General features: G+C 41.2%; 13 protein-coding genes. 4 read left to right on the top strand and 9 right to left on the bottom strand.

Annotated features, from left to right (window positions below; all coding sequences use genetic code 11):
* Positions 1-35: 35 nt before the first annotated feature.
* The 8 genes from WC955_00725 to WC955_00690 form a co-directional block, all read right to left on the bottom strand.
* On the bottom strand, positions 36-1,619 hold the full coding sequence (locus WC955_00725) for a Do family serine endopeptidase (GenBank protein ID MFA5857568.1): 1,584 nt from the start codon (positions 1,617-1,619) through the stop codon (positions 36-38).
* Between the two features lie 43 nt (positions 1,620-1,662).
* Positions 1,663-2,340, bottom strand: a complete 678-nt coding sequence (locus WC955_00720; GenBank protein ID MFA5857567.1) for an ABC transporter ATP-binding protein — start codon at positions 2,338-2,340, stop codon at positions 1,663-1,665.
* Positions 2,333-3,526, bottom strand: coding sequence for an ABC transporter permease (locus WC955_00715; GenBank protein ID MFA5857566.1), 1,194 nt, complete (start codon positions 3,524-3,526; stop codon positions 2,333-2,335). Before WC955_00715 ends, WC955_00720 begins: the two co-directional genes overlap by 8 nt.
* Positions 3,526-4,638 (bottom strand): efflux RND transporter periplasmic adaptor subunit, encoded by a 1,113-nt coding sequence (locus WC955_00710; protein ID MFA5857565.1) that lies wholly within the window; start codon positions 4,636-4,638, stop codon positions 3,526-3,528. Before WC955_00710 ends, WC955_00715 begins: the two co-directional genes overlap by 1 nt.
* 34 nt (positions 4,639-4,672) lie before the next feature.
* Positions 4,673-6,124 carry a TolC family protein gene (locus WC955_00705; protein ID MFA5857564.1) on the bottom strand — a complete coding sequence of 484 codons (1,452 nt, stop codon included), beginning with the start codon at positions 6,122-6,124 and terminating at the stop codon, positions 4,673-4,675.
* A gap of 61 nt (positions 6,125-6,185) precedes the next feature.
* Entirely contained in the window at positions 6,186-7,136 is a 951-nt protein-coding gene (locus WC955_00700) for a GDSL-type esterase/lipase family protein (protein MFA5857563.1), read from the bottom strand.
* A 66-nt stretch (positions 7,137-7,202) separates the two neighbouring features.
* A complete protein-coding gene (locus WC955_00695) occupies positions 7,203-7,682 on the bottom strand; it encodes a M23 family metallopeptidase (GenBank protein MFA5857562.1) in 480 nt (159 codons plus the stop codon).
* 356 nt (positions 7,683-8,038) lie between these two features.
* Positions 8,039-8,524 carry a M23 family metallopeptidase gene (locus tag WC955_00690; protein MFA5857561.1) on the bottom strand — a complete coding sequence of 162 codons (486 nt, stop codon included), beginning with the start codon at positions 8,522-8,524 and terminating at the stop codon, positions 8,039-8,041.
* A gap of 292 nt (positions 8,525-8,816) precedes the next feature.
* On the opposite strand from WC955_00690, the gene WC955_00685 reads away from it, so the two are divergent.
* From WC955_00685 to WC955_00675, 3 genes are read left to right on the top strand one after another with little or no spacing between them, the layout of a single operon-like run.
* Positions 8,817-9,353 carry a lipocalin family protein gene (locus WC955_00685; protein MFA5857560.1) on the top strand — a complete coding sequence of 179 codons (537 nt, stop codon included), beginning with the start codon at positions 8,817-8,819 and terminating at the stop codon, positions 9,351-9,353.
* A 24-nt stretch (positions 9,354-9,377) separates the two neighbouring features.
* Complete coding sequence (locus WC955_00680) at positions 9,378-9,629, top strand: hypothetical protein (protein MFA5857559.1); 252 nt, start codon at positions 9,378-9,380, stop codon at positions 9,627-9,629.
* An 18-nt stretch (positions 9,630-9,647) separates the two neighbouring features.
* Positions 9,648-10,562 (top strand): phosphatidylglycerol lysyltransferase domain-containing protein, encoded by a 915-nt coding sequence (locus WC955_00675; protein ID MFA5857558.1) that lies wholly within the window; start codon positions 9,648-9,650, stop codon positions 10,560-10,562.
* A gap of 3 nt (positions 10,563-10,565) precedes the next feature.
* Here the strand turns inward: WC955_00675 and WC955_00670 are convergent, their stop codons facing one another.
* Positions 10,566-12,023 (bottom strand): hypothetical protein, encoded by a 1,458-nt coding sequence (locus tag WC955_00670; GenBank protein MFA5857557.1) that lies wholly within the window; start codon positions 12,021-12,023, stop codon positions 10,566-10,568.
* A 214-nt stretch (positions 12,024-12,237) separates the two neighbouring features.
* Between WC955_00670 and WC955_00665 the strand changes: the two genes are divergently transcribed.
* A partial coding sequence (locus tag WC955_00665) for a tetratricopeptide repeat protein (GenBank protein MFA5857556.1) occupies positions 12,238-13,765 on the top strand: 1,528 nt, incomplete at its 3' end.

The raw sequence follows: 13,765 nt of genomic DNA, 5'->3' as shown, positions 1-13,765 counted from the left end.
ACTCTTTGCACCCCTATCCCTGTATTAACACAACATTATTCACCTGAATAACTTATATATAATAACTGTCCCTGTCGGTTAATGTCAAACACCACACCGTCGGTTAAATTAACTTTTTTTACAGCAGATTCAAATTCATTAATATTCCTGGCCTTCATACGGTTCACTGAAAGAATAAGATCGCCTTCATCAAGGCCAACATCATCCACTGCGCTTCCCTGCTCAACGTCTATAACTATCACTCCGGGCATATCTGCCGGTAAACCATATTGTTCCGCTATTTTTTTACTGGTATTAATAACAGTCAAACCTTTCCACACAAACTTTTCTCCGGTAATCTTACCGGTATCCCCGGTATTTTCATCGCTCTGCTGCCCGGCAAGTTCTTCTTCACTCGGCATTTCCATAAGTTCGATTGTGGTATTAACCTTTTTTCCATCACGCAAAAGTTCAACCGGCACTTTTTGCTTAGGATTTGTAGTGGCTACCTCTTGCTGGAGTTCACGCGCGGTCTTTACAGTTTTACCGTTATACTTAAGTATGACATCGCCCCGCTGGATCCCGGCTTTCTCCGCCGGTGTATTCGGCATAACATTATTTATCAAAACACCGGCATCCGCGGGGATGCCAAATTGTTTACGTATAGCCGGGCTTACTTCCTGTATCCCGATACCCATATACCCGCGCACAACTTTGCCTTTATGTATAAGGTCATCCAAAACTTCTTTCGCACGGTTAATAGGTATCGCAAAACCTATCCCTGAAAATACGCCGGTCGGAGCATAAATCGCGGTGTTGATACCAATAACATCTCCACGGATATTCACCAGCGGGCCGCCGGAATTACCAGGATTAATTGCAGCATCTGTCTGGAACAAGTCTTTATACTCCTTGTTCTCAATCTCCAACGACTGCCGGACAGCTGAGATTATACCGGCAGTAACGGTTTGTTCCAACCCAAACGGGCTGCCGATAGCAACTGCCCAGTCACCCACCCGCACTTTATCAGAATCACCGAGTGTTACTGATGGGAACCCTCCGGGACGCGTAATTTTAATTATTGCAAGATCGGTCCGGGCATCTTTACCCACAACTTTGCCGGTATAGGATTTTGAATCATCACCCGCGAGGGTAACTTTAATTTCATTTGCATCCCGCACAACATGCTCATTCGTGAGGATATACCCTTCCTTATCAATGATAACCCCGCTGCCGGTACCTGAGGGGCGTTTATACTTTTTTGCACTCGGCCGTTGTTGCTGCTGGCGGTTAGGATACTGCTGCCTGCGTTGCTGAGGGTACGGTGCCCCAAAAAAGTCATTAAAGAAATCTTCAAATGGATCCCCAAAATAGAATTCTGACGGAAATTCGCGTTCCACTATCTGCAGTGTGGAAATATTTACCACCGCGGGTTTTACGTGTTCCGCTACTGCAGCGAATGAATCCTGGAGGTTCAACACCTCGGCCGAAGGTGAAGGCAGAGATGAATTAGATGCGAGAATAGCGTTGTGTAAATACACTTTTTTTGAACTTACGCTCCACACAAGCCCCGTAGCTAAGACAATACACCCTATAGCAATAACAGTTTTTGTATTAAACAACCCTTTTTTTTCTTCCATAACCCTCTAAACTCCTTATTACTGATAAAAATACTTCGAATATCTATTTTACCAAATTTCCATCACGTAAACGTATTATCCGTTGTGCGACTTTACCAATTTCTTCGTTATGCGTTACCAGTATAATAGTAGTCCCTTGTTCATGCAAAGCATTAAATATTTTTAGTATCTCCTCACCCGTATGCGTATCCAGATTACCCGTGGGTTCATCCGCAATAAGTATCGGCGGGGTATTAATAATTGCCCGTGCGATTGCTACCCGCTGTTGTTCACCTCCGGAAAGTTCATTTGGGCGGTGGTTAACGCGATGCTCTAACCCTACACGCTCAAGCGCGGTTATTGCCCGTGCACTGCGTTCTTCCTGTGTAATACCCGAATAAAAAAGCGGGAGTTCTACGTTATACCGTGCGTTATAAAATTGTATGAGGTTAAATGTTTGAAATACGAATCCTATTTTTTTATTTCTCAACTGCGCAAGTTCATAGTCGTTATAATTAGTTACATCCACCCCTTCAATCAACACCTTACCCTCAGTTGGTTTGTCAAGACAGCCAAGTATGCCAAGTAAAGTAGTTTTCCCTGCACCGGAAGGGCCCATTAACGCCACCATCTCGCCACGGGTGATTTCAATATTAACCCCGTGTAGAACTTCAATCACCAGTTTACCAAGCTGAAACGATTTTTTTATATCACAAGTTTTTAATACCGTATTATCATTCATGACGCAACGCCTCTACTGGCTGAAGTTTACTTGCCTGTACCGCAGGATATGTCCCGGAGAAAATACCTACCACAACTGAGAACACAAACCCCACTGCGATTGACCGTATCGATATCACAAAAGGCACATCCAGGAAGGGAACAATATAAAACGATACTAATATACCGAAAATAATTCCAGCGAGCCCGCCGATAATACATAAAATAGAAGATTCAAGTATGAATTGCAGCAATATATCCCTGCTTGTCGCGCCGATAGCTTTACGCACGCCAATCTCGCGGGTGCGTTCTTTCACAGTCACCAGCATAACATTCATAATACCAATACCCCCGACAATAAGTGACAATAACGCTATACCAGTCATCACCATTGTTGATGAATTAATTTGTTTCAACCCTTCCTTCAATAACGCGCTATGTGCCATAGGCTGAAAATATTCCAGCCCGCCGTACCGCGATTTCAGCATCTCGCGTACCTGCCTCATCGCAAGCGGTACCGCTGATTGTGAAACCGCCTGGACAAACACTTCGCCAAACATTGAATACCCGGTTCTATCATTTGCCAGGGTTTGAGGAACAAAAAGTTCAACTACGTTCTCGCGTTCGAAGATAAGCCTCTGGCGTTTAACTTTTCCTATGACTTCAAACCTATCCATCCCAAAAGTCACAAACTCACCTACCCGCGGGTTTTTACCTAACGTTTTTATTAATAACGGGCTGTCTTCCAATACACACACCGCGCGGCGTTCACGTAGGTCAACTTCATTAATAAACCTACCCTCAAGCACGCGTGCATGCGCGATCTGGCGGTAACTCGGTGTAACACCTGAACATTCAATTACAACATTATCCGCCGGAGCACTCAATATTAACGGTATTACTTCTGTGATCTCTGCAACTGCGGAACAATACCTTTTTATCGCACCAAAATCGTCATCCGTCATACGGATAAGGTTATACTTACTCTGCGGCTTACCCGTAATATATTCCAGCGATTCTATACGAAACGTATCGGTACCCATAAGTTTTACGAACTCACGGATTTTTTCTTTACCCCCGTCCCCGACAGTCACCACCGCAACAACGCCCGCAACACCGATGATCACACCGAGTAATGACAAGAAACTGCGTATACGGTTTAATAAAAGGTTTTCTATCCCTGCATGATAAACTTCGAGTATATTCATTACTTAAGTTCTATTTGTTCCTCAATTTCACGTTGGGTCAACAACCTCACCCGGCTGCCATCTTTAATATTAACATTACCTACGGTGATTATCTGCTCATTCGGCATTAGGTCAGCGGAGATTTCAACATTTTTTGTATCGTTTATCCCGGTTTCAACAAAAACTTTTTTTGCGGTACCGTTGCGCATGACATAAAGGTACGGCTGCGGGATTGCTGACGTGGTTTCGTATAATATAGCTTCCATGGGAACACTAAGAACATTGGGTTTAGTTTCCAGTTTGACTTCACCCCAGACATTACCCCCGAGCCGTAACTCGTTGCGTTCCGGTACAACAATAGTTACCTGCACCACATATTTTGGAGGTTCACGGCGTTCCTGATCCGCACCGGTATCCTGCGCAACCATACTGATACTTTCAACTTTACCTTTAAGCACACTTTCTGAATCTGACCCAATAATATCTACCTGCTGTTTAACAAATATTTTTGAGATATCAGACTCTGATACGTTAAGCACGGAGATCAGGTTTTTCATGTCAGCTATAGTAAACAATTCTGACCCGGCAGAAATTATCTCGCCGTTTTTGATACCCATTTTCACGATAACACTGTCAAACGGTACAGTAACATTTTTACCGGTAAGGCGCGCACGCAGTTTTTGTACTGCAGAATCTTCACGCATAAGCGCGATCTCCGCCTGTACAACTTCCTGTTGCGCTACGGCTTTCATATCAAACAACTGTTTTGTGAGGTCAAGTTTTTGTTGGGATAATTTGAGGTTAATCTCGGCAGATTTAAGTTCTTCCTCAGCATTTGAAATTTCTTCTTCCGTAGGTTTTATCATAGCGAGTACCGCGCTTTTGCTTACCTTTGACCCTGTATTAAGTTCTGAGGGTATGTCCTGTAGCTGCCCGGATACCGGCGCTGTTATTTTGAACACTTTCCGGGAAGTAATCGTTCCTGCTGCACGGACTTTAGCGGTAATACTTCCTAAGACCGGTGTTGTAACCTGTACGGGCACCGCGCGTTTGATATTAACCACTACCGCACGGATAATAAATAATACCGCCAGTACAGCGGCGACAATAATTAACGTTTTCCTGTTTTTCATCAATTTATTTTCTCCATATACTCAAATCAATAACTCAGTTACTATATACTTCCAACAATTTACCCACTGATTTTAGCAGGCGTACGTGAAGCATTACAATTTCAAGTTCCGTATCCGTAACAGTCTGTTCTGCCTGGTTGTAACGTTCCATATCCTGCGAATAATCGTTATACGAAATTATGCCCATCTTAAACCTAAGCTCTGAAACTTTCAAACTTTCCTCGGATGCCTTAAGTGCCTGTTTTAATACTTCAATCCTGCGTTTATTAATTTCTAACTGCGAAAATATTTCGTCAAGTTCGCGTTCAACAGTTTCCTCAAACTCTTCAAACGACTGCCGGACAAGGTTGTAACTGCTTTCCGCTTTTCTAACATTATGTTTATAAATCCCGCCGGCGTATAATGGTAATGTAAACTCAGCATTAACTTCCCATTGCGGTGTCCAGCCTGTATTTAATTGTTCAAGATAATAATTCGCGTTAAGAGACATATCAGGCCAATTACTATACTTTGTTTGTTTAAGGTTCACCAACGCGTCGTCTATCCCCAATATTTGTTGTTTATACTCCGCCCGGTTTTTCTTTGATAATTCCAGCGCGTCTTTATACGACACCTCGTATGTTTTGATGCTAATTTCCGGATCAAGCATAATTGTAGTTCCCTTTGTCAACCCAAGTAGTTTGACAAACTCATCTCTCTGCTGTGCTAACGCGCGTTCCTGCGTGATAATCGTATCCTCATCAAGTTTATTCTGGATATCCAGGTTTAACATATCAATTTCCGCAATTTCACCGGCTTGATGCCTTAGTTTTGCGATATCCAACAACGACTTCCCTGCATCAGTAGACTTCCGGATACGTTCAATCGCTTTCTCAGCTTTCACTAAACCTATGTATTGATTGATAATATCGTAGATCAACTGTTCCTGTGATGATTTATAATTTAACTCCGCAGTAAAATAACTTTCCTCTGCGTCTTTCCACTCACTTTTTTGGGTTAACACCTGCCCTGGGGAAAGTGGTTGCGTAAATTCCATGCCAAGCCGTGAAGTATTAGGGTAGTCAGATTGTGTTTCGTATAGATAGTTACAATTTAAAGACAATTTCCCGCCGGTTTGTAGAATAGGGAATTGTTGGGTTAACGCTAACCCGATGTTATCAGAATCACCGGAGACCGATGTAGTAGCATCACTGGGTTCAGCGCCTTCTTCGGTATAACTTGTTATAGCACTGCTGACATCATAACTTGATGCGCGTTTAATATTACCTGTTAGATTCAGTTGCGGCTTATACTGCGCTTTTGTTTGTAAATGCGAGATCTCCGCCTGTAACCACGAATCTTTTACGGAAAGCAGTACCGACCTGTTTTTTTTCAGCCCGAGCTTAACCGCAGAACTGAGGTCAAACTTCATTTCCTCAGAATAAATCCCGGATGTGAAGAAAAGAATCCAGATAGATATATACGTGATAACCAATGTATTTTTCATAACATCTTATTATATAAAATTTTACAGGAATATTTCTAATTACCAGGAACAGGGAAGCCGGTTACTTATTTAATCCCAACAACCTTTGTTTTATAATACTGGCCCAGAGTTCATACCCTTTTTCATTCATATGCAAGTTATCTTTAGCAAAAATATCCGTACGCAGTTTCCCATTTTTATCAAACATAACAGCCGTAATATCTATGAACTCAACATCCACTGTTGTTTTTGTATACTCCAGTATTAGTTGATTAGCTTTTTGCGAGTTAAGCCATGTTTTTTCACGTACCGGGCTTGGTTTTATTGAAACAAAAAAGATCTTACTGCACCCGGGTATATGCTTGCGGGTAAGGTTAACAAATTCATTAAAATTATTCAGTAACTGCTCCGGAGTTTTTCCACCGCCAATATCATTATCGCCTTCGTAATACACAATAGTTTTTGGGTTATACGGCAAAACCACGCGATTGAAATACTGAAGTAAGTCATCGCTCCGTGATCCGCCAAACCCGCGGTTGAGAACTTTTAACGGTGACATATCAGCATACACACTCTTCCAGCGGGTAATGCTTGAACTACCAAGAAATAGTATTAAACCTTCCTCCGGCGGATTTATAGCATCCTGTTTCTCAAATTCGCGGATATTCTTGATGTACCTTAAAGGTTTTGCATTTACATACTCATAGGGTAGCTTAAGATAATCTATTGTTCCCGCTAAAGCGCTTGAAATGTACACTTTCAGAGGTTCGTATTTTAGTGAACGCACAGGATATGGTATTTCTGCGGATATAACTGTTGATGTCCCGCTGATTTTTGTGAAATTAGAAGAATACAAAGTTTTATCTCCGTTGCAGATTACAACTTCTTTTTGATTATATTTCTTTGGACATTCTATTGTTATGGATAGAATGGTATCGTTTTTAATATAACTTTTAATGTTTACGTTTCCCATATCTTCAGCGTTAATCCATGATATACCTGATAAAATCATACTCCACATAAATATTGGCAAACAAAACTCCCTTGGTTTTCTTAACCAAGGGAGCCTTGTAAAACTTCTTAACAACTTAAGCATTTATTATCTTAGATACAATGTTGTTCCGGCTGTCTTATACTGCCCTTTATAACATTTCGGCGCCTTTACTGAACCATATCTCTTAATCCCGAAATCAAGATGGTTACCAGTGCTGCTACCTGTCGTTCCGACATTACCGACTTTACCTTTTGCTGAGAGATATGCACCGCGGCGTGTTGAGATGTAGCTCATATGTGAATACCGGCTTGTATACCCGCTTGAGTGGCTCATACTCACTGATTTCCCGTATCCGCCGTTCCAACCCGCTGATGTTACTCTTCCTGCCGCTATTGAACCGATTCTCCGCCCGCTAGGCGCTGCGACATCTGTACCAGGATGATATTCACGGCCATGGAAAGGACAGATTCTCCAGCCGACTATGCTGCTGATACGTCCTGACACCGGCCAATATAATGCAAACGCTGACGGCGCTGCTACTGCTAATGCTAACGCTGCTACCAAGGCGATCTTTAAACTTTTCATTTTCTTTCTCCTTCTTTCTTTCCAGTTTCTTTTTGTTTCTCGAACAACCATTGTTGCAATATTCGTGCCAATACACAAAAGAGTGGGTGGGGTATACCGCAATTATCGTTATTTTGATTATATTACAATACAAATATTGTGATGGCTAAAAATAATGTTTTGTCGGTTTAGCAGAATAACTGTGTAATTTGCACACTTATTTCACACTTGTATTGCACGATATTCTACAGTATGCTCTATACATATTTTCAATACAACTGTTGAATTACTTTAACTACCTTTAATGCTATACAAACAAAAACTCCCTTGGTTTCTTCAACCAAGGGAGCCTTCGTTAACTAACTTATTCTATCTTATTACCGGAGATATATTCTTGTTCCGGCTGTTTTATACTGCCCTTTAGAACATCTCGGCGCCTTTACTGAACCATATCTTTTGATCCCGAAATCAAGATGGTTACCAGTGCTGCTGCCGGTCGTTCCTACTGCACCAACTTTACCTTTTGATGCAAGATATGCACCGCGACGTGTTGAGATTGAGCTCATATGTGAATACCGGCTTGTATATCCGCTTGCGTGGCTCATATTCACTGATTTCCCGTATCCGCCTGCCCAACCCGCTGAAGTAACTCTACCCGCTGCGATTGAACCAATCCGGCGTCCACCGGGCGCTGCAATGTCTGTACCGGGATGATATTCACGGCCATGGAAAGGACAGATTCTCCAGCCAACTACGCTGCTGATACGTCCGCTTGTTGGCCAATAAAGATACCATGCAAACGCTGACGGCGCTGCTATTGCTAATGCTAAGGCTGCTACCAGAACGACTCTTAAACTTTTCATTTTCTTTCTCCTTCTTTCTTTCCAGTTTCTTTTTGTTTCTCGAACAACCATTGTTGCAATATTTATGCCATACATGGAGCAACTGTGAATATATTCACTTTAGCGTCGATTAATTATATCATTTAACTCCTAGAATAACTGTATACTATACCCGAATTTTTGCACACTTTGCACACTTTTGTGTAAAGAACCTGTCTATAGTCCCTCTTGATTTATTGATGCATTGTATGTATAATACAGTCTTGTATGATAGAACATAAAGAAAACAAAATGAAATGGAGAAATAAAGCATATGTTAAGAACTATTAGGTTGATACTGGCACTTTCTATTTTAACGGTACCGACTTTAGCAGTATCCGCAACAGTTAAACCGTTAGAAACCGTCCCTAGTTTAGAACTTTCGCGGTACCTGGGATTATGGTACGAAATTGCGAAATACCCTAATAGTTTCCAGAAAAATCTTTACGCCGCAACAGCAGAATATACGTTATTACCTAACGGCAAAATAAAAGTAGTAAACCGCGCTAATAAAGGTTCAATAGCAGGGAAACCTTCTTCAATCACCGGTACTGCATGGATACCTAACAAGGATATCCCGACAAAACTTAAAGTAACCTTCTTCTGGCCGTTCGCCGGGGATTACTGGGTAATTGATTTAGGCAAAGATTATGAATACGCGGTGGTAAGCGAACCCAAACGCCGGTTTTTGTGGATCCTAAGCCGTACACCCAAAATGGATGAACTAAAGTATACTGAAATATTAAACAAACTAACCACCATAGGGTTTGATCTCAATAAAATAGAAAAAACCGAACATCCGGAAAAATAGATTAAGGAAGGGCCTGGTAAATTTATGGCAACAAAAAAAGTTAATACTACCCACAAACACGTATGTCCTACGTGTAATTGCAAAACAAAAGACGGCGGGCATATGTGCGTCCCTACGGATAAACATACCGAAAAATGTGACTGGTGCGGTGCAATGATTCCGACAATCCGCCACCTATGCAATGATAAAGTAAAAGAATTGGCATATATATGCAACAGCTGCGGACGCACTGCGATTGACGCGTCACACCTCTGCAAACCAAAGAAAATTAAATAGTATTTGAAGAACGCATAAATGATCCCGCAGTTTCCTAATTTTATACCGTTAAGTTTTGAGATGAAAGACGAAGTATTGTCATACCTGCTTAAATACCAGCCCCAACCTTCGGAGTTGACCCTTGGGATATTATACGGTTACCGTGACACCCTGAAAATCAACACCGCACTGCTTAACGGCTACCTATGCCTTGACTGCACAATCGAAAACGAACGGTTCATGTTCTCCCCCATCGGCCCGAAGGAGAATGCAGACGGAAAGATTGTTGATATATATACCCGCTGCCTGGACTACTACAAATCGCAGAAGATAAACGGCGAGATTGTTACAGTAACAAATGACATAGCGTATGAACTCCGTAAATCAGGGAAGTTTAACATCACGGATGACCGTGACAACGACGATTATATATACCTTGTATCAAGCCTGACAAACCTTGAGGGACAGAAGTACCACTCAAAAAAGAATTTTGTGTTACAGTTCAAGAAACGTTATAAATACGAATACCGCGCATTGGAAACCGCAGCGCAGCTGGACGAATGTTTGGCATTACAACAAAAATGGTGTAAAGAACGCAAATGTGAAGACAACCTCTCGCTTCATTACGAAAACATTTGTACCGCAGAACTGCTCAAACACTTTCACGAACTTCACCTCTTTGGCGGAGTAATAATGATTGACGATAAAATCCAGGGGTTCACCATTGCTGAAACCACAGAACCCTCCACCGCGATAGTGCACATAGAAAAAGCAGAAAAAGGCTTCCACGGGATATACCAGGCATTGAACAACCTTTTTTGTGAGCACGCTCTCATGGGTAAGTATGAGTACATCAACCGCGAGCAAGACCTCGGAATCCCGGGACTGAGAAAAGCAAAACTTTCTTATCATCCGGTAAAGATGGTAGAAAAGTTTACTATTGAAATTCAATAGAGGCTACTGATATTGTATTCTCCCAACCCCGTCTTCCTTTGATGAAATAAATACCCAGTGTTTTTCCGGATAAACACACACCTCCCGCAACGCATAGCCGGCATACACTCTGCGGACAAGTTTTTTGTTGATAACATCGATAATATCCATATATCCCGACACCGCGCTTGGTGCGAATAATAACTTATGGATATTGTCATACGCCAATTGCCGTACTCCGAAAGTAACATTGAACCTATGCTTAAATTTCATTGTCCGTAGATCATACACATACACTTTTTTATTTTTCGGTAAAGCAAGGTAAAGTTCGTTTAACTCGTCAGAGATTGTAATTCCGCCCTGACACATCGGCACATTAATTTCTTCTACCTTCCAATTTGCAGGATAAACAAACCTTATATACGGATATTTTTCGAAATACGTGAGTACATACCGCTTGTTTTTACTGTCATAAACAATACATTCGTTACGGTCACCGAAATTATCAAACTTCCTGATTGGCGTTAATGAATCAAGGCTAAGCGCCCACGCATCATCATTCTCGCGTGTTGCCAGTATAGTCCGTGACGCGTTATCGAACGCCACCCTCGCGCTACCCCCGCCGGTAACTACACTTTCTGACACCCGTTTAACTTTTAGCGTATTTGAATCTACCACTGTTACCCGTTCATACAACCGGTCGCAGTGGTACAATTCGTTTCTTTCAGGATTAAACCTGAGGTCCTGAAACTCCAGCGTCAATAGCACCAGTTTGTTATATTTACACGGTTCAGTTCTAAGGTCAAAAGAGTACAACACTTTTGCCTCTGTTTTACTTGCATATAAACGCTCCTTTTGTTTGTCCAGTTCCAAACAATAAAAATTCCCGGGTGCAAGTTTTTGTACTTCGGGATACACCGGTACAATTTTAGAGTACTCATTTTTAATCATAAACAATGTGAATATAACGGCATTTGCGCCTATCAGCGAGAGCAGCATTACAAGTTTCAGTTTTTTCGCGGAAACACAAACTTTTTTCACTACAGCATTATCAACAGTTTCGCAGTAATACAACAGAAGCGAGGGAATAAATAGTTCAACAAAAAACGGGATGAATAATAAAACTCTCATTAACACATCAAACCGGTTAGCTGACCAGTCAATCTCGCTGACCTTACGCCCTAAGAAAAATATCAGTATCAGTAATAGTAAATACACAATCCCGCCGTCGAATGTTAACCGGTATGCATGAAACGCTACCAATCCAAGTATCGCGGAAGACACAACAGCCTTTTCCCATACCGTACGGATAAATAAAGAAAACATGTAACTCACCGTAATTGTTGAGAATAATGCCAGCCAAAAATATGGCAGGGTATGAACGGCCTTGAAAAACATAATTGCGGAGGATAGCTTCGCATAATCCATGTTTTGTATTGGCGGGCATACAGATATTACCCAGGGGATAAACCAATCTGTCAAAAAAAAGAGTATGCAGGGCACCACTATCGCAAGTAGGACAACCAAGCGAGCAACACACGCCATTATAAGCATGAATGGCGGATACAGCATTCTGTTGTTACTCTTGTTGTGATACACGATATTATACCTTTGATACGACAACAACCCAGGTTTCTTAACAACACAAACGCAAGGTTAAGTGCAAATTGTCAGCCTTTATTATATAATAAAAAGTATGATGATTAACAAATACGCTTTTTATTTACCGTTGATACTAATATTATGCGCCGCTGTATTTTATCCGAGCTTCAACAATAAATTCACGAATATTGACGATAATTTACTGGTTACAGAGAATCCGGCGATACAAACTTTAACATTAAATTCTGTTAAACACATATTCACCAGCCCGATCAACTACGAGTACAGGCCTATAACATACATACTCTATGCCGTGCAATACAAGTTCTTCGGGTTAAATCCGCGGGGATATCACGCAGTAAGCCTTATACTGCACCTGTTGAATACAGCTTTAATATTCATCTTTGCCATGGTCCTTACAAAACACTATTTTCTCGCTATTTTCACAAGTATCATTTTCGGGATACACCCGTTGCAGGTACAGCCCGTCGCGTGGATTGCCGGGCAGGATGACTTGGTATACACTACATTTTATTTACTGACATTAATTTACTACTCAACACAAAAACGTGAAGGGAACCGGGCCTACCACATTTTTTGTTATACACTATTTTTATTAGCGTTACTCTCCAAACCATTAGCTGTTACAATACCCTTCGCGCTGGTTTTGATAGACTTTTATAGCGAAGGAAAACTCGCGGTTAAACAGTTAATCAATAAAATACCGTTTATCATAATCGCACTGGCTTGGGCTGGATTTACAATAACAACTTTAGGAATGTCCCGGGAGATGATGAACGTCCAGAACCGCTTGTTTGATTTACGCTTAACCTTTTATGAATTAAGCATATACTTTTCAAAAATTATACTTCCCACAAAACTGGCGTGTATATACCCATCTAATTCATTAAATAATATTTTGTCAGTTATTATAGTCCCAGCAATAATATATTTTATTTATTACATAGCAAAAAAAGACCGGTTAATATTTTTTGGCGCAGTATTTGCGGGCATAACAATTTTTCCGGTATTACACATATTTGTTGTCCAAGCCATATCTGACCACAGAATGTACCTCACAATGGCGGGAATAGCGCTGATGATCTCAGAACTATTATTAATCACCCAATGTTTTTTAAACAAAACCTTTCACAATAAACTTGGTACTACTGTAATCATCATAACCTGTATATTGATCACAATAACCCTCTCATTATTGTCAAACAGCAGGACAAAAGTGTGGTTTAATAGTTATACTCTGTGGAACACGATGCTAAAAGATTACCCGGATAACGAGCTGGCATTGGCTTATCGGGGGAAAGCGTATTTTAAAGATGGTATGTACGACAAAGCGCTAATTGACTACAACAAATCTTTATCCATAAAACTATACCCCTCAACATTGAAAAACCGCGGGGAATTATATTGTGCGATCGGTGAATATGAAGCCGCGATCCCGGATCTTACTTTAGCAATTAACCGTACTCCTCATAAATTTGAAGCGTTGGTATTAAGAGGGAATGCTTATTACCAACTAAAGAAATACCAAAACGCGATTGACGACTATAATGAAGCAATAAAACAGGACCCAAACTACGAACTTCTATATTCAAGCCGCGCAG

The organism is Elusimicrobiota bacterium, from assembly GCA_041658405.1.
Lineage (GTDB): Bacteria > Elusimicrobiota > UBA5214 > JBBAAG01 > JBBAAG01 > JBBAAG01.
The sequence above is the reverse complement of the archived record's forward strand: the minus strand, read 5'-3'. Positions and strand labels throughout refer to the sequence as shown.